The 16,207-nt window shown below is 74.0% G+C and carries 14 protein-coding genes; 3 read left to right on the top strand and 11 right to left on the bottom strand.

Annotated features, from left to right (window positions below):
* Positions 1-101 precede the first annotated feature (101 nt).
* The 3 genes from ACIBBD_RS12920 to tgmB all read left to right on the top strand — a co-directional run bounded on the left by ACIBBD_RS12920 (position 102) and on the right by tgmB (position 1,823).
* A complete protein-coding gene (locus ACIBBD_RS12920; RefSeq protein ID WP_399419387.1) occupies positions 102-383 on the top strand; it encodes a DUF1232 domain-containing protein in 282 nt (93 codons plus the stop codon).
* Between the two features lie 244 nt (positions 384-627).
* The gene (tgmA, locus tag ACIBBD_RS12915) at positions 628-819 is read left to right on the top strand and encodes a putative ATP-grasp-modified RiPP (protein ID WP_399419386.1); all 192 of its coding nucleotides are present in this window, start codon (positions 628-630) and stop codon (positions 817-819) included.
* A gap of 17 nt (positions 820-836) precedes the next feature.
* Positions 837-1,823 carry an ATP-grasp ribosomal peptide maturase gene (gene tgmB / locus ACIBBD_RS12910; RefSeq protein WP_399419385.1) on the top strand — a complete coding sequence of 329 codons (987 nt, stop codon included), beginning with the start codon at positions 837-839 and terminating at the stop codon, positions 1,821-1,823.
* A gap of 19 nt (positions 1,824-1,842) precedes the next feature.
* Here tgmB and ACIBBD_RS12905 read toward each other — a convergent pair whose 3' ends face one another.
* The 11 genes from ACIBBD_RS12905 to ACIBBD_RS12855 all read right to left on the bottom strand — a co-directional run bounded on the left by ACIBBD_RS12905 (position 1,843) and on the right by ACIBBD_RS12855 (position 15,928).
* Entirely contained in the window at positions 1,843-2,115 is a 273-nt protein-coding gene (locus ACIBBD_RS12905) for a DUF5133 domain-containing protein (RefSeq protein ID WP_399419384.1), read from the bottom strand.
* A 121-nt stretch (positions 2,116-2,236) separates the two neighbouring features.
* Positions 2,237-4,006 carry an ABC transporter ATP-binding protein gene (locus ACIBBD_RS12900; RefSeq protein ID WP_399419383.1) on the bottom strand — a complete coding sequence of 590 codons (1,770 nt, stop codon included), beginning with the start codon at positions 4,004-4,006 and terminating at the stop codon, positions 2,237-2,239.
* Positions 4,007-4,057: 51 nt separating this feature from the next.
* The gene (locus tag ACIBBD_RS12895) at positions 4,058-4,915 is read right to left on the bottom strand and encodes an aldo/keto reductase (RefSeq protein ID WP_399419382.1); all 858 of its coding nucleotides are present in this window, start codon (positions 4,913-4,915) and stop codon (positions 4,058-4,060) included.
* Between the two features lie 171 nt (positions 4,916-5,086).
* On the bottom strand, positions 5,087-6,370 hold the full coding sequence (locus tag ACIBBD_RS12890) for an ABC transporter substrate-binding protein (RefSeq protein ID WP_399419381.1): 1,284 nt from the start codon (positions 6,368-6,370) through the stop codon (positions 5,087-5,089).
* Positions 6,367-7,494, bottom strand: coding sequence for a branched-chain amino acid ABC transporter permease (locus ACIBBD_RS12885; protein WP_399419380.1), 1,128 nt, complete (start codon positions 7,492-7,494; stop codon positions 6,367-6,369). The genes ACIBBD_RS12890 and ACIBBD_RS12885 overlap by 4 nt, the downstream gene beginning before the upstream one ends.
* Complete coding sequence (locus ACIBBD_RS12880) at positions 7,487-8,383, bottom strand: branched-chain amino acid ABC transporter permease (protein ID WP_399419379.1); 897 nt, start codon at positions 8,381-8,383, stop codon at positions 7,487-7,489. The genes ACIBBD_RS12885 and ACIBBD_RS12880 overlap by 8 nt, the downstream gene beginning before the upstream one ends.
* Positions 8,380-9,183, bottom strand: a complete 804-nt coding sequence (locus tag ACIBBD_RS12875) for an ABC transporter ATP-binding protein (protein ID WP_399419492.1) — start codon at positions 9,181-9,183, stop codon at positions 8,380-8,382. Before ACIBBD_RS12875 ends, ACIBBD_RS12880 begins: the two co-directional genes overlap by 4 nt.
* A 194-nt stretch (positions 9,184-9,377) precedes the next feature.
* On the bottom strand, positions 9,378-10,160 hold the full coding sequence (locus tag ACIBBD_RS12870) for an ABC transporter ATP-binding protein (protein WP_399419378.1): 783 nt from the start codon (positions 10,158-10,160) through the stop codon (positions 9,378-9,380).
* A 171-nt stretch (positions 10,161-10,331) separates the two neighbouring features.
* On the bottom strand, positions 10,332-11,648 hold the full coding sequence (locus ACIBBD_RS12865) for a PucR family transcriptional regulator (protein ID WP_399419377.1): 1,317 nt from the start codon (positions 11,646-11,648) through the stop codon (positions 10,332-10,334).
* Between the two features lie 137 nt (positions 11,649-11,785).
* Positions 11,786-14,734, bottom strand: a complete 2,949-nt coding sequence (locus ACIBBD_RS12860) for a LuxR C-terminal-related transcriptional regulator (RefSeq protein WP_399419376.1) — start codon at positions 14,732-14,734, stop codon at positions 11,786-11,788.
* Positions 14,735-14,995: 261 nt separating this feature from the next.
* Positions 14,996-15,928: an alpha/beta hydrolase gene (locus ACIBBD_RS12855; RefSeq protein ID WP_399419375.1), complete on the bottom strand. Its 933-nt coding sequence runs from the start codon at positions 15,926-15,928 to the stop codon at positions 14,996-14,998.
* Between the last annotated feature and the right edge of the window lie 279 nt (positions 15,929-16,207).

The following is a 16,207-nucleotide window of genomic DNA, read 5'->3' as shown; positions in this document are numbered from 1 at the left end:
ATATTCCCAGGGAAAGAGGGCATCCGGGGATCGAAAACGGGGAATTCGATGACCGGGGGAACGCCGGACACCGCGCGACGGACCGCGCACAGGGAGGGCCCGTGGATGCGACCACCACGCTCATCACCGTCGCGGTGGTGCTGGCGGCGGCGCTGTTCGCCTTGGCCGCCGCCGTGCTCGTACGGCTGGTCCGGGCCCGGCGTGGCCTGCGGCGGGCGGGCTTGCCGACCGGCCCTCGCTGGGTGTTCTGGGGGGCGGTCGCGTACTTCCTCCTCCCGACCGACGTGCTGCCCGACCCGGTCTACCTCGACGACATCGGCGTCCTCCTGCTCGCCCTGCGCTCCCTGCGCCGCGCCCCCGACCGCGCCACGACCGTCAACTGACCGTCACTGACCGGCCGGTAGAGAATTTTCGCCCCATCCGAGGCGCATCGCCCCTGCTCAGCTCCCTGCCCCGCACCCCACGGCCGTGTCGATCACGGAGAGTGAGGAAACCAACCACCCGTTCGATTCGTATAAGTGACTGAAGGTCCGTCCGACGGGCCGGAGGTCGCACCAACGCAGCGGGCCCGAGTGACGTCGCACAGCGGCACCGCTTGTTCGAGGCAGTACCGACGAGGGAGAGACGATGCAACCGTTCGCGCTCAACTACGCCCGCCCCGCGGCGGAGTTGGAGTTCGCCACTCCGTACGCCTATGACCCTGGACTGCAGGTGAACGTGCTCTTCGACGGGCGGATCGCCGCTCGTGACCACGCACTGCTGAGAGAACTCGGGACGACGACCTCGACGGCGGGTTCCAAGACTCACTTCGACGACTGAACACGGGTCGACACACGATGACCGTGCTCATCCTGACCTGTGAAGAGGACGTCACGGCGGACATGGTGGTCGACCACCTGAACGCCGCGGGCGTCCCCGTCGTGCGGCTGGACCCCGCCGACCTCACCCACACCGTCGCGCTCTCCGCGGAGTACGTGCACGGTGCCTTCCGGGGACACCTGTCGTCCGCGGGACGGCTGGTGAGCCTCGACTCGCTGCGGTCCGTCTGGGTCCGCCGGCCCGGCGCGGCGGCGGCCCGGGCGCCCGAACCGTCCGCGTGGCTGACGGAGGAGGCCTCGCAGGCGCTGTACGGGATGCTCCGCGGGAGCGGGGCGCGCTGGATGAACCATCCGGACGCGGCCGTGCGGGCCCGGCACAAGCCCTGGCAGCTGCGGCTGGCCCAGCGCAGCGGGCTGCCGGTGCCGGCCACGCTCATCACGACGTTCCCGCAGGCGGCACGGGACTTCGCGGAGCGCTACCCGGACCTGGTGGTCAAGCCGGTGTCGGGGGCGCATCCGCAGGATCCGCCCCGGGCGGTCCCCACCACCCGGGTCCCGCCGGACGCCGACTTCGCCGCCGTCGCCTACGGTCCGACCCTGCTGCAACGGCGGATCGTCAAGCGGGCGGACATCCGGCTGACGGCGGTGGGCGACCGGATGCTGGCCGCCCGCAAGGTGACGGACTCCGACGGCGACCCCGACGCGGTGGACGTGCGCTTCGCGCCCTCCACCGCGTCGTGGCGCCCGGCCGACGTCCCGCCGCGCCTCGCCGACGCCGTACGGACGTATCTGCGCGAGGCGGAACTGGCCTACGGGGCCTTCGACTTCGCGGAGGACGCCGACGGGACGTGGTGGTTCCTGGAGTGCAACCAGTCGGGGCAGTTCGGCTTCGTCGAGGTGGACACCGGCCAGCCGATCGCCCGCACCATCGCGGAGTGGCTGGCCGGGTCCGGGCCCCAGCGGTCGGCCCGGCCCACGGACCGCTGCGGTTCGGCGGTTCCCTGAGCCGGGCCGGAAAGTGCGCTCAGACGGCCAGGGAGAGTCCGCTCTCCCCGTCCCTCTCCTGCTCCTGCCTCGGCACCCGGGCCGCCGGCGGCCGCACCGCGGAGTCGAGCAGGGCGTCCGCCGCGGCGACCGCCTCGCGGACGTCGGAGGTACCCATGAGGACACACAGCGTGTAGGTGACGTCCTCCAACTCGCGCGCCGCCTGCGGCCGCTCCCTCTCCGCCTGAGCGATCTTCAGCGACGCGTACCGCGTCAGCAGCGTCCTGACGGCCTTCGGGTCCGGAACGATCACGAGCGCCCCTCTCTCCAGATGTAGTGGGCAGCGTGTGCCCGAACCGGGGCGGTTCATGCGTGTGTGAGATCCCTGTCACCCTCCGGGGGCATGTTTTCAGCCACTTGGCTCCCGGTTGACGTCAGGCGACCTGCCCACTGTGCAGCGCCGTGTACGCGCCGCCGTGACGCAGGAGTTCCTCGTGCGTGCCGGTCTCCAGGATGCGGCCGTCCCCCATGACGACGATGCGGTCGGCGCCGCGCACGGTGGACAGGCGGTGCGCCACCACGAAGGTGGTGCGGCCGTGCAGCAGACGGGCGAGGGCCTGCTGGACGAGCGCCTCGGAGCGGGTGTCGAGCGCGGACGTTGCCTCGTCGAGGATGAGCACCTTGGGATCCCTTATCAGGGCGCGGGCGATCGCCAGCCGCTGCTTCTGACCGCCCGACAGCCGGGCGCCGCGCTCGCCGACCAGGGTGTCCAGCCCTTCGGGCAACCGATCGACGAACTCCAGGGCGTTGGCGTCCCGCAGGGCCGCGCGGACCGTCTCCTCGTCGGCCTCGTCCTCCATGCCGTAGGCGACGTTCTCGCGGACGGTGCCGTCGAAGAGGACCGACTCCTGGGGCACCACGGACACGAACCGCCGGTAGGTGCGCAGGTCCACGGTGTTCATGTCGGTGCCGTCGAGCAGCAGCCGGCCCGAGGTCGGCCGGATGAAGCCGATCACGAGGTTCAGCACGGTGGACTTGCCGGCGCCGGAGGCGCCCACCAGGGCGACGGTCTCGCCCGGTGCGACGGCCAGCGTGAAGTCGCGCACCGCCGGCCGGCCGCTGTCGTACGCGTACCCGACTCCGTCGAAGGTCACCGCGCCGCGCAGGGAGGCGAGTTCGGCCTTGCCCTCGTTGTCCTCCAGCTCCGGCGCCTGGAGCACCTCACCGACCGAACGGACCGACTCCAGCCCCTTGGTGATGACCGGGGCGAGACCGGTGAGCGTGGTGGTGGAGTTGGTGAGGGTGGTCAGGAAGGCGCTGAGCATGACGACGTCGCCCGGGGTGACCCCCCACACCTCGTAGTACGAGATGAGCGCGGCGCCGGCCAGGACGAGCACGCCGACGACGTTGAGGACGACCCAGGCGATCGAGCCGAAGCGGCCGTTGACCAGGTCGAGGCGCATGCCGGAGGTCAGCAGCCGGTGCAGGGTGCCGTCCATGCGGCGCAGCGCCTTGCCCTCCAGGCCGTGCGCGCGGGTGACCGGGATCAGCCGGGTCATCTCCGTCACCCGGGAGGAGAGGGTCTCGACCTCGTGGCGGAAGTGCTCGTTGTGGGTGCGCAGCCGGGCCCTGAGGCGGGCCACGACGAACGCGGCGGCGGGTACCACGACGAGGAAGACGGGCACGAACTCCGGTGTGCGCACGGCGATGATGATCAGGCCGCCGGTGAGGACGGTGAGCGCGCCGAGCCCGTTCTCCGCGGTCTGCTGCACCATCTGCTCCACGGCCTCCACGTCCCGGACGACCTTGGCCTGCAGGACGCCGGCGCTGACCCGGGAGTGGTAGCCGATGGACAGTTGCTGCATGCGGGTGCAGAGCGCGGAGCGCAGGGTGGTGCCCATGCGGCGGACGCTGCCGTACAGGAGGCGGACGTACAGCAGGTGCAGCGGGTAGTTGACGACGAGGATGAAGAGGATGACGCCGGTGCTCGTCCAGAGCCTGCCGATGGGCTGGTGCTGGACGACGGTGTCGATGATGGACGCGGTGATCAGGGGCAGCAGCCAGACGGGGCTGTGCTTGACGGTGAAGACGACGACCGCGCCGGCCAGTCGGTACCGGTCGGCGCGGAAGAGGTAGGCGAGCGTGCGGATCGGGTGTTCGTCCCGGTAGCGATGGTCGAGGGGTCTGTCGAGCGACGACGCCATCGGCGGTGGTCCTCCCCAGGTGCCGGGTGAAAGGGGCTGGGCGGGGGGTGTTCAGGCGGCGTCCAGCTCCGCCAGTTCCTCGGGTGTGAGGGCGAGTTCCGTCGCGGCGGCCGAGTCGCGGATCGTCTCGGGGCGGCTGGCGCCGGGGATGGGGACGACGACCGGCGACTTGGCGAGCATCCAGGCGAGGCAGACCCGCTGCGGGCTCACTCCGCGCGCCTCGGCGATCCGGGCGAACGGCGCGTGGGCGGAGCCGAGTCCGCCGGCCCGGGAGATGCCGCCGAGCGGGCTCCAGGGCAGGAAGGCGATGCCGAGTTCGTGGCACAGCCGCAGTTCCGCCTCGCTGGAGCGGAACGCCGGGGAGAACTGGTTCTGCACGGAGACCAGCCGGCCGCCCAGGATGTCGTCGGCCTGCCTGATCTGCTCGGGGTTCGCGTTGGAGACGCCGGCGCGCAGGATCTTGCCCTCGTCGAGCAGGTCGCGCAGCGCGCCGACGGAGTCGGCGTACGGCACGCGCGGGTCGGGGCGATGGAACTGGTACAGGCCGATCGCCTCCACGCCGAGCCGGCGCAGGGACGCCTCGCACGCCTCCTTGAGGTGCCGCGGACTGCCGTCGAGGGTCCAGCTGCCGTCGCCGGGGCGCAGGTGGCCGCCCTTGGTGGCGACCAGGACGTCACCGCCCCGGTCGTGGGTGGCGAGGGCCTTGGCGATCAGGGTCTCGTTGTGGCCGACCTCGTCGGCGTCCCGGTGGTAGGCGTCCGCGGTGTCGATCAGTGTCACGCCGGCGTCGAGGGCGGCGTGGAGGGTGGCGAGGGAGCGTGCCTCGTCGGGCCGTCCCTCGATCGACATGGGCATCGCGCCCAGTCCGATCGCGCTGACCTCGACGTCACCGATACGGCGGGTGTGCATGGGGGTCGTGACCTCTCTCCGGCTGTCGCGGTGACCAGGGAAGTCCGGTGCGCCGGAAGGTGATGGCGGCGCACCGGACTCACTCGCTCCAGCCTGGCCCGGCCGTGGACGGAGGTCCAATGGAAGAAAGCGAACGCATTCAGCAGCGTGGCCGCTGAATCCCCGTCCGGATCACGAACGGCTCGTCAGGTACTCCTCGGCTCCCGGGGCGCGGTGCGCGTCCTCGACGCCGACCAGGCCGCCGGTCGCCTTCCCGTCGGGCTTCAGCACGTACGTCGACAGCGAGGCGGGCCGGGAGACGTCGGAGAAGTTCTGCGGGGTGCCGAGGCCGGTGTCGGCGTTCTTCTGCGAGCGGTGCGCCTTGACCACGTCCTCGCGGGCGAGGCTGCCGGCCGCGCAGGCCTTCTCCAGGTCGGCGCCCAGCAGATGGGCCGCGTTGTAGCCCGACAGCACCCCGGAGTCGACCTGGGAGCCGGGGTACTTCTTCTCGTACGCGCTGACCATGTGCTGGACGCCGGGGATGGCGGAGCTGACGGCCGGCGCGGCGCTGACCACGTGCAGCATGGCCTCGAGGGCCGGTGCCGCGGGGGTCTTCATGAGCTGCGGGGCGAATCCGGGGGCGCTGCTGACGACGGGGACGCTCAGGCCGCGGGAGGCGGCGACACCGACCAGGGAGGCTGTCTGGGCGGGTCCGGCGCTGATCAGGATCGCCTTCGCGCCGGCCTTCTTCAACGCGGTGACCTGGGCGGAGAGGTCCGTGTCCGTCGCCTTGATCTTCTGGCCGACGATCTTCAGACCGGCCTTCTCCGCGGCCCACGTGGAGCCTTCGAGCGCGTTGGCGCCGTAGTCGCCCTCGAAGTAGACGTGGCCGACGGTGTCGCCCTGGGCGAGGCCCTTGGTGCGGGTGAGGAAGTCGACCGCGGCGATCATGTCGACGTCGTAGGTGGTGCCGAGGACCTGGATGGAGTCCTTGCCCAGCAGGGAGGCCGCCCAGGCCTGCGGGAAGGTGAGCACGTGGTCGCGTTCGATGTCGTCGAGCAGGGCCGAGACGACGGGCGACCCGATGACCTGGGGCAGGGCGACGACGTCCGGGGCGATGTCGGCGTAGGCGGTGACCGCCTTCTGCACGTCGTACCCGTGGTCCTTGACGACGATCTCGACCTTGCGGCCGCAGATGCCGCCGTCGGCGTTGGTCTCGTCGGCCCACATCTGCTGGGCCTGCACGATGCTCTTGCCAAGCGTGGCGTAGGGGCCGGTCAGGTCGGTGAGGGCGCCGAGCCGGATGGTCTTCGCGCTCACGCCCGGCCCGGACTTGACGCCGTCGGCGTCGGCGTCGTCGGAGCTGTTGCCGCCGCCCGCCTTGGAGCTGCAGCCGGTGGCCGCGATCAGCAGCGCGGTCAGGGCCGCGGCGAGCGCGGTGCCGGGGGTGCGGTGTCTGTGGTGCTGGGAGTTCACGGGGTGGGCTCCTTGGCTCGTGCGGGTGAGGCGGGGGAAGCGGACGGGAGGGCCGGCGGAGTGCGGTCCGGGGACCGGGCGGGACGCAGCCGGGCCCGGAGGCGTCGGGTCAGGCCGTGCAGTCCGTCGGGCGCGTACAGCAGGACGAGGACGATGGCCGCGCCGTAGAGGTAGCGGGCCGCCTCGGTCGGGCCGACCGCTCCCTCGCCGCCGGTTCCGGGGGCGGCGACCAGGGGCAGTTGGTCGGCGTAGCGGGTCATCAGCAGGGGCAGGGCGGTGACGAAGACGGCGCCCGCGGTGGCGCCGGCGACGGAGCCGAGGCCGCCGATGACGATCATGGCGAGGTAGTCCACGGAGAGGGCGAGGCCGAAGTAGTCGGGCACGACCCGGCGGAAGGACAGGGCGAGCAGGACGCCGGCCAGGCCTGCGTACATCGACGACACGACGAAGGCCGCCGAGCGGTGACGGGCGACGTTCACGCCCATCACGGCCGCCGCGGTCTCACTGTCGCGCAGGGCGGCCAGGGCCCGTCCGGGGCGGCCGCGCAGCAGGCCGCGCGCGGTGAACCAGGTGAGGGCGAACAGGGCCAGGCCGAGGTACCACAGGCGTTCCTCCGCGCCGAACGGCACGCCCAGCACGACGAGTTCGGGATCGTCGGCGGTGAATCCGAACCCGCCGAGGGTGAGCGGCGGGACGGAGCGGCCGTTGAAGCCGCCGGTGATCGAGTCGGCGGTCAGCAGCACGTGGTGGCCGAGGAAGACCAGGGCGAGCGTGGCGACGCCCAGGTAGATGCCGCGTACCCGCCCGGCGACGGGGCTGAACAGGCCGCCCGCGGCGCCGGCCAGCAGGACGGCCAGGACGGCGGCGAGGGCCGGGGGCAGCGCCGGACCGGGCTCGCCGGCCAGCCAGGTGTAGCCGTAGGCGCCCACGGCGAGGAAGAAGGCGTGGCCGAGGGAGAGTTGGCCCGCGGTGCCGGAGAGCAGGCCGAGGCCGACGGCACCGATGGCGGCGGCCATGGAGAACAGGCCGATACGCAGCCAGAAGGCGTCCAGGTAGAAGGGCAGGGCGCACAGGACGAGGGCGGGCAGCAGGAGACGGGCCGCCTTCGGGAGGAGCTCAGACACGGACCGCTCCCTTCGCGCCGAACAGGCCGGTGGGCCGCACCAGCAGCACCACGACCATCACGGCGTACGGGGCGACGTCGCCGAACCCCTCGCCGAGGACGTGCAGTTCGGACTGGTAGCCGGCCACGAGCGCCTCGGTCAGCCCGATGATCAGGCTGCCGGCGAGCGCGCCGGGCGGGGAGGCCATGCCGCCGAGGATCGCCGCCGGGAACGCCTTCAGGGCGATCTGACCGGTGGTGCGCTCCAGGCCGGGCGCCGGGAAGGCGGCGAGGAACACGGCGGCGAGGGCGGCCAGGGCGCCGGCCAGGCACCAGGCGAGCATGCGCACCCGGGTCAGCCGGACGCCCATGAGGGCGGCCGCCTCCACGTCCTCGGCCGCGGCCCGCAGGGACAGTCCCCAGGGCGTGAACCGGAACAGGGCGAAGACCGTGCCGATGACGACGGCGGAGACCACGATCGCGGCGAGCCGGCTGTCGGCGACGGTCACCGGGCCGAGGCCGGTCACCGCGTCGCCCCAGGGGTCGCCGAGGGTGAGCAGGTCACCGCCGATGCGCCGGGCCAGGTCGGTCAGCAGGACGATGTCCACGCCGATGGTGACGATCGTCTGCACGTGGGCGGCTTTCGGGTCGGGGTCGCCGCGTTGCAGCAGCAGCCGGTCCAGGGCGCCGGCGACGGCCGCGGTCGCCAGGACGGCCACCGCGAGGGCGCCGGCGAACCCCAGGTCCTCGTGGAGGACGGCGACGAGGTAGCCGCCGAGCAGGAGCAGCGAGCCGTGGGCGAAGTTGAGGACGCCGGAGGCCTTGAAGATGACGACGAAGCCGAGGGCGACGAGGGCGTAGACGGCGCCCAGGGCGAGGCCGTTGAGGAGGGTGTCGAGGAAGGTGGTCATCGGTCGTCGTCCTTGCCGGAGGGCGGGGCGCCGGTCCCGCTGTCGGGGGCTTCGGCGTCCTCCTCCTCGGGTGCTCCGGTGCCGAGGTAGGCGCGCAGGACCTCGGGGTGGCGGCGGATCTCGTCGGGGGTGCCGTGGGCGAGGCGGCGGCCGAAGTCGAGGACGGTGACCTCGTCGGCGAGGCGCATGACCAGGCCCATGTCGTGCTCGACGAGCAGGACGGACAGCCCGAGTCGTTCGCGGACCGTGTGCACGACCTCCGCCGTGCGGAGGCGTTCGGCGCCGTTCATGCCGGCCACGGGCTCGTCGAGCAGCAGCACGCGGGGTTCCAGGCACAGGGCGCGGGCGAGTTCGACGCGCTTGCGGTCGCCGTAGGACAGCAGGGCCACGGGGGTGTCGAAGTGGTCGGCGAGGCCGGTGAGTACGGCGATCTCGCGGGCCCGGTCGAGGTGCTCGCGCTGTTCGCGTACGGCGCTCGGCAGGCGCAGGGCGCTCGCGGCGAAGCCCGCGCGGGAGAGGGCGTGCCGGCCGAGCATCAGGTTGTCGGCGACCGTGCCCTCGGTGGTGACGATGTTCTGGAAGGTGCGGGCCACCCCCAGCGCGGCGATCCGGTGCGGGGCGAGCCCCGTCAGTTCGGTGTCGCCGAGCAGGACCTGCCCGGCGGCCGGGCGGTACAGGCCCGACAGGACGTTGAAACAGGTGGACTTGCCGGCGCCGTTGGGTCCGATGAGGGCGTGCACCGAGCCGGGTGCGACGGTGAAGGACACCGTGTCGAGGGCGGTGAGACCGGCGAAACGCACGGTGACGTCACGGACGTGGAGCGCGGGGGGCGGTGCGGGGCGGCGGTCGGTGAGGACACCGGTGGAGCTGTCCGTCGTACGGTCTGCCGAGCTGTTCGTGGTACGGCCGGCGGTGCTGTCCGTCGTACGGCCGGTGGGGCTGTCCGTCGTACGGCCGGTGGTGCTGTTCGTCGTACGGCCGGTGGGGCGGATGTTCACGCGGCCCCCTGGTCGCCGGTCGTCTCGCCCAGGTAGAGGCGGCGTACCGCGTCGGTCCGTGCCAGTTCCTCGGCGGGACCCGACAGCCGGATCTCGCCCACGTCGAGGACGTACGCGTGGTCGGCGAGGGACAGGGCCATCCCGGCGTTCTGCTCGACCAGCAGGACGGCCGTGCCCTGTTCGTTGATCTCACGGATCACTTCGGCGATGCGGAACACCATGCGCGGGGCCAGGCCGAGGGAGGGTTCGTCCAGCAGGAGCAGGCGCGGGGCGGCCATCAGGGCGCGGCCGATGGCGAGCATCTGCTGCTCGCCGCCGGACAGCAGGCCGGCGGCCTGGCGGCCGCGTTCGGCGAGGACGGGGAAGAGTCCGTACACCCGGTCGCGGGCCTCCCGGACCACGGCGGGGTCGCGCCGGCTCAGGCCCAGGCCGCCGGTGCGCAGGTTCTCCTCGACGGTGAGCCCGGCGAAGACCCGCCTGCCCTCGGGTACCTGGACGACGCCGGCCCGCACCGCCGCGACCGGATCGCGTCCGTCGAGGGTGATGTCGCCATAGCGGACCCGGCCGGCGGTGATGGTGCCGCGGTGCAGGCGCAGGGTGCCCGAGAGGGCCCGCAGCAGCGTGGACTTGCCGGCGCCGTTCGCGCCGAGCAGCGCCACGACCTCGCCGGGCGGGACGGTCAGGGACACGGAGCGCAGGGCTGACAGGGCCCGCCCGTACGTCACGTCCAGGCCTTCGACGTGCAGCGCGGGCGGGTCCTGCGGGGGTGCTTCGGGCATCGCGGCTCCTCGGGTCCGTGCCGTTCGGCACGGCGCTTCGGTGGAAGGGGAGCTCACGACAGCACGCGGGATACCGGCCGGTACAGGCGCCGGGGCGGGCTCGCTGCGCGGGCCCAGCGCGGGCGGGGCAGGGTTGTGCGGGTGCCCACGGCGCCGGAACCGTCCCGTTCCTCAGCGCGCACTCCGTGTCGCCAGCGCCAGGCTGATCTCCACCACGTCGGCCGGGCGGGACAGGGAGCGGCCCGTCAGCTGCTCGTAGCGGCGGAGGCGGTTGAGGACGGTGTTGCGGTGGCAGTACAGCCGCTCCCCCGCCCGCTGCGCGGAGCCGTCGCAGGCCAGCCAGGTGGCCAGCGTGTCCAGCAGGACGGCTTCGTCGGCGGGCTCCAGGGCGCGCAGCGGGCCGAGGACGCGCTCCGCGAGGGCGGCGGCGAGATCGGGCGAGGAGATCACCAGGGCCGCGGGGAGGTGCTCGGTCAGCCGGACCGTGCCGCCTGTCTGGGGGCACATGCGCAGCGCGGTGTCCGCGAGCCGGCGGGCGTCGCCGACCGCCGCCAGTCCCGAGACGGCCGTGCTGATCCCCACCCGGGCACCGGACGGCGGGCATCCGCCCGGCTCCCCGCCCGCGGCCTCGTGTTCGCCACGTCCCGGGAGGCGGCCGTCGGCGTCACGGTCGCCGAGGAGGACGATCCCGTAGTCGACCTCCACGCCCGTGTGCCAGTGCACCCGTGTCCCCCGCCCGGCGGCGGCACGGGCCGCGGTGGCCTCGGACGGGGAGCCGCCGGCCACTGCCACGACCGCGTAACGGCCCTGTTCGGGCAGGTCCAGCGCCTCGGCGGTCTCGGGCAGGTCGGCGATGCGGCTGGTGCCGTCGAGCAGGGCCGCGGCCAGCAGCCGCAGCCGGTTCTCACGCCGCCAGGCCAGCTGCCGTTCCACCTGCCGGTAGGCGTCCGCGACCAGCGTGCAGTGCTCGTCGACGAAGTTCCACACGTCGGCGGCGACGTGCACGAGGAGGCGCACGTCCTCCGGAGCGGTACGGGAGGTCTCCTCCACCAGGCGCTGCCAGACCAGGGAACCGCCGAGGCGGAACGCGTGCAGCAGGGCGTCCAGCGGCAGGCCCTGCTCGGCGCGGGTCGCCCCGATCTTCCAGGAGCAGCGGCGCGCCGCGTCCCGGTTGCCGCGCGGGTCGAGCAGCGAGGCCACGCTGTGCCGCAGCGAGCGGTGCACCTCCTGCCAGGTGGCGGCGGGGTCGATCTCCACGGCCGCGCGGTAGGCGGGTTCCTGTTCCTGGATCGCGGCGACCAGCCCGTCGGTGAGGTCGGGCAGGTCGTCCAGCAGGATCCGGGCGGCGCGGTGCAGCACGTCCAGGGCGTCGGCGTCGATCAGCGAGCGCATCCGCGGCGGCCGCGGCCGCAGGGCCGGTCCCGCCGGTCCCGTTGGTCCCGTCGGCGTGGGGCGCAACAGTGTTCGTGGCCGTAGGGCGTGGTGCATCGCGGGCCTCCCCCAGGGTCGGTGTGCCGGCGGCCCCGCCCGGCCGGGCTCCATCGGCTCCGGTTGCCGTGGAGTCCGCGCCGTCCCGCCGGCATGCTCGTCCTGACCCGCAGGATGACATACCGTCCGGTCGGTCCCTAGGGGTGTGCACCGCTCTTTTCGGCTTGTTCGACCAGCCGGGCCAGCTCCAGGCGGGAGCGCACGCCGAGCGCGGCGAAGACCTTCCGCAGGTGGTAGTCGACGGTGCGGGTGCTCACGGACAGGGTCAGGGCCACCTCCCGGTTGGTGGCGCCGTCGGCGACGCACCGGGCGATTCGCAGTTGCTGCGGGGTCAGCAGGGACAGGCCGGCGCCGGCCCGGGTTCCGCTCGGGGAGACCCCGTTGGCGCGCAGTTCGCCCCGGGTCTGCTCCGCCCAGGCCCGTGCCCCGCAGCGCTCGAACCCGACCAGCGCGGCGCCGAGGCGCTCGCGTGCCTCGGCGAGCCGGCGCCGGCGGCGCAGCCACTTGCCGTGGAGGAGTTCGGTGCGGGCCCGTTCGAAGTCACCGCCCGCCGCGTCGTGCAGGTCGAGGGCGTGCCGGTAGAGCGCGTCGGCCCGCTCGGGCGGAGCCAGCAGGGCACGGCAGCGCAGCAGCTGGGCGGGCGCCTGCGGATCGGCGCCGAAACCGGCCCATCCGGCGAAGTCCTCCACCACGGCGCGGGCGCCGTCGGGGCATCCGGCGGACACGGCGGCCTCCACGAAGCAGGGCACGGCGAGCATCCACACCGCGAAGTGGCCGCGCCGGGGGCCCGGCCGCACCAGCGGCCCCAGCCGGTCCGCGGCCTCCCGGGGCCGGCCGCAGCCCAGGTCGGCCCGGGCCGCGGCCCACTCCGCGAGGGTCGCGGCCTGGGCGAGGCCGTGCCGCCGGGCGGTGGCCGACGCGGCGGCCACGTGTCCGGCGACCAGGTCGGTCTCCCCCTCGATGGACGCGGCCAGCGCCAGTACGGCGTGGTGGTGGGCGGCCGTGTTGCGCTGCCGGGCCGCCTGCGCGGCACGCAGGCCCTGCTCGGCGTGGGTGCGGGCCAGGGCGTGCCGGCCGGCACGCAGTTCGACGTAGGCGAGGTACTCGCGTGCCCGGGGGACGGCCGCGGCGGTGCCGAGGGTGCGGGCGGCGGCCAGGGCCCGGGCCGCCGCCCGGCGCCCGGCGTCGAGGTCGCCCAGCATCAGCGCCGCGCCCGCCGCGCGCAGCGCCTCCTCCGGCTCGTCGCTCGCCTCCGCGCACTCCACCACGCGCCGCAGCGACCGGGCCGCCGCCCGGAAGTCCCCTTCGAGCAGGGCACGCAGCCCGCGCCGGTAGTCCCGGACAACCGCTGCGCGGCTCGCCAGGGGCCAGTGTCCGGGTCCGGCTTCACCAGCGCCCGAGAGGCCGGGTCGGAGTCCGGCTTCACCCGCGCCCGAGAGGCCGGGTCCGGTTTCGGCTTCGGCTTCGGCTTCGCCCTCGTCTACGGGGTCGGGGCCGGCCTGGACACTCCCCACCTCGGACCCGGCCCCCGACACGCCCCCGGCACTCCCCCCGAACCCGGCACCGTCCACAGCCGTGCCCGCACTCCTCCTCACGCCCACGTCCGCGCTCCGCAGGACGGCGCTCAGGCAGCCGGCCGGGTCGCCCGACGCCCATGCGGCGTCCGACGCGCCGAGAGCCGCTGCCTCCGCCTGTTCGGGGGCTCGTGCGGAGAGCAGGGAGGTGGCGAGCAGCAGGGAGGCCCGGGCCTCGTCGACCGGCCCGTCGTGCAGGAGCGTCGTCCCGCGGAGCAGTTCGGCCCGGCCCCGCACGAGAGCGGGGGCCCCGCCGGTCCGGGCCGCGTCGAGCAGCCGCAGCGCCCGGTGCGAGCCTCCGGCGAGCAGGGCCTGCTCGGCGGCGGCCGTGTACCACTCGGCGCGCCGGGGCGTGTCGCCGGCCAGCTCCGCGGCCCTGATGTACGCGGCGCACCGCAGCCCGCGCGGGACGGAGTCGGCCGCATCGGCCGCCGCGGCCGCCAGTTCGGCCGCGGTTCCCGCGCCGGCCCACGCGCGGTGCAGCAGCGCACGGAGCCGCGGGCCCTCGTCTTCCAGGGCCCGGGCCAGCGCCCGGTGCGCGGCCCGGCGCCGCCCGGCAGGGGCCGCCGCGTACACCGCCCGGCGCAGCAGCTCACTGCGGAACCGCACCTCACCGTCGGCCGCCACGAGCAGGTCCGGCAGCGAGGAGCCGGAGGGAAGGGGTCCGTCGTCGCGCAGGTGCTCCACCGCGCGGAGGACGAGCCGTACGTCGACGGAGGCGTGCTCCGCGGCGTCGGCGTCTCCCGCGTTCCCGCTGGACCCGAAGGCCTCCGTGTCCCGTACGGCGGCCGCCACCGTCAACAGGACGTCCTGCTGCCCGGGCGTCGGCCCGGGGAGGTGCCCGCCGACCACGCCGGTCAGGACCTCGCTGTCGACCAGCGGGAGCGGCAGCGGGCGCTCGCCCCTCAACTGGGCGGGCGTGAGCCGCCGGACGACGGCCAGCAGCAGCGCCGGGTTGCCCTCGGCCGCGTCGACCACGTCGTCCCGTACGCCCTCGTCGACGGTCCCGCCCGTCGCCTCGTCCACCAGGGCGGCCGCCTCGTCCGGGGACAGCGGGTCCACCCGCAGCAGGGGCAGTCCGGCGAACTCCGGGGCGGGCGGGAGGTGTCCGGGAATGCTGAGGAGCAGGCTCACGTCCGGCGTTCCGTGCAGGCGTGCGGCGGCGTGGCCCAGGGCGGCGCGGGAGGGGGCGTCCCACAGGTGCGCGTCGTCGACGCACACCAGCAAGGGGGTCGGGACGGCGCGCAGCGCGTCGAGCAGTGCCCCGCCCGTCGATCCGGTGGGCGTGCGCCCGGTGACCTCGCCGAGCGCGCGCAGCAGCGTGCGCAGACCGCTGCCGGGGACGGCCGCCCGCGCCGGGTCGGCCCGGACGTGCACCACTGCTCCGGCGGCTCCGGTGGCGCCGGTGGAGAAGGAGCGGGCCGCCGAGTCGAGGAACCACGTGCGTCCACCACCGGGTTCGCCGGTCACCGCCCGTACGTACCCGCGCTGCACGGTCGTCTGTCCGGTCATTCCCCCGACGTTACGCACGCGTAACGAAGGGCGGAAGCCGTGCGTCCACCTTGGAAAGAAACCGCTTCGCAGCTGTTACCTGGGCGTTCACCGGTGGTTGAGGGTATGCGACGTGTGCGGCTGCCCACCGTCCGGCGGCCCGGGGCGTGCACCCGCACAACGACGGCGGCGGCCGCGCGGGGATGCGCGGCCGCCGCTCGCCGGAGTGGGGCGGTTCAGCGGTACGGCCGTACGGAAGTACGGCGGTACGTCGGTCCGGGGTCAGGAGGTGTGCGGGCAGTTGCCCCGGTACTCCTCGATCGTCAGGCTCGGCCGGGGCAGCGGGCACAGGAACTGCTCGTAGCGGGTGTCGTTGTCGATGAACCGCTTCAGCCACGAAATGCTGTACTTCGCGATCGTCGTGTCCGACGTGTTCGGGGTGAAGTGCGTGGCGCCGTTCAGCTCCAGGTAGGCCCGGTCCAGTGAGGACGGCAGGGAGGAGTAGAACGGCTCGGCGTGACTGGCCACGGGCGCGATCGTGTCACCGTCGGCCCCGATGACGAGGGTGGGCGTGTTGAGCTCCGGCCACGTCTTGTCGAGGTTCCACGGCGTCAGCGGGACGGCGGCCTGGAGGGAGGGGCGGGTCTTGGCGGCCTCGAGGCTGCCGCCGCCTCCCATGGAGTGGCCCATCACACCGAGCCGGCTGGCGTCGATGCGGCCGCGGACGGAGCTCCTCTCGGTGAGGTAGTCCAGCGCCGCGAGCAACTGACGGCCCCGGGAGTCGGGTTGGTCCCCCGTAGTGTTCGTGTCGATGGTGAAGACGACGAAGCCCTGGGAGGCCAGGCGCGGTCCCAGCCAGGCGATGGACGACTGGGTCGCGGTGAAGCCGGGTGAGATGGCGATCGCCCCGAAGGTGCCGTCGGCGGTGCTGGTCGGGTAGTAGATGGTGCCTCCGCCGAAGCCGGTGACGGCGAGCGAGGAGACGGAGGTCTGCGAGACGGCGTACGGTCCTCGCAGCGCCTCGATGCTGGCGTTGGTCGGCGCCGGGCCACGCTCGTACGGGTTGTCCGCGGCGTGCGCCCCGGGGCCGCTGAGGGTGGTGAGGCCGACGACCGCGGCGATCGCCGCCGCCAGGCCGGCGATCCGGCCGGGCCTGCGGTGGGGGGAGCTGGTGGAGACGCGGTGGGCGGCACCGGTGCGCGCTTGCTGCTGCACGACGAGTCGTCCTCTCTGTCGCAACGGGCCCACCCGGCCGGGCGGGCCCGTTGACGGGCTGGCGGTGCCACTATCGGAGGCATGGCAGGGTCCGGGGACCGGCAATGTCACCGGTCTTCCGGACGACGGAAGGCCCGCCGGACGAGCGGGAGGGATCAGCCGGACGACGGGGTGCGGTCCACCGGGCACCGGGATGCGGTCCGCGGACGACCGCAGAGGTAGCCCGCCGGACGACGCCGCCGGGCGGTCCGCCCGCCGACGAGGGGTCCGCCGGACGGC

It is taken from the genome of Streptomyces sp. NPDC051315, assembly GCF_044455165.1.
In the GTDB taxonomy this organism is placed as follows: domain Bacteria; phylum Actinomycetota; class Actinomycetes; order Streptomycetales; family Streptomycetaceae; genus Streptomyces.
This window is presented reverse-complemented; position numbering and strand designations above follow the sequence as displayed.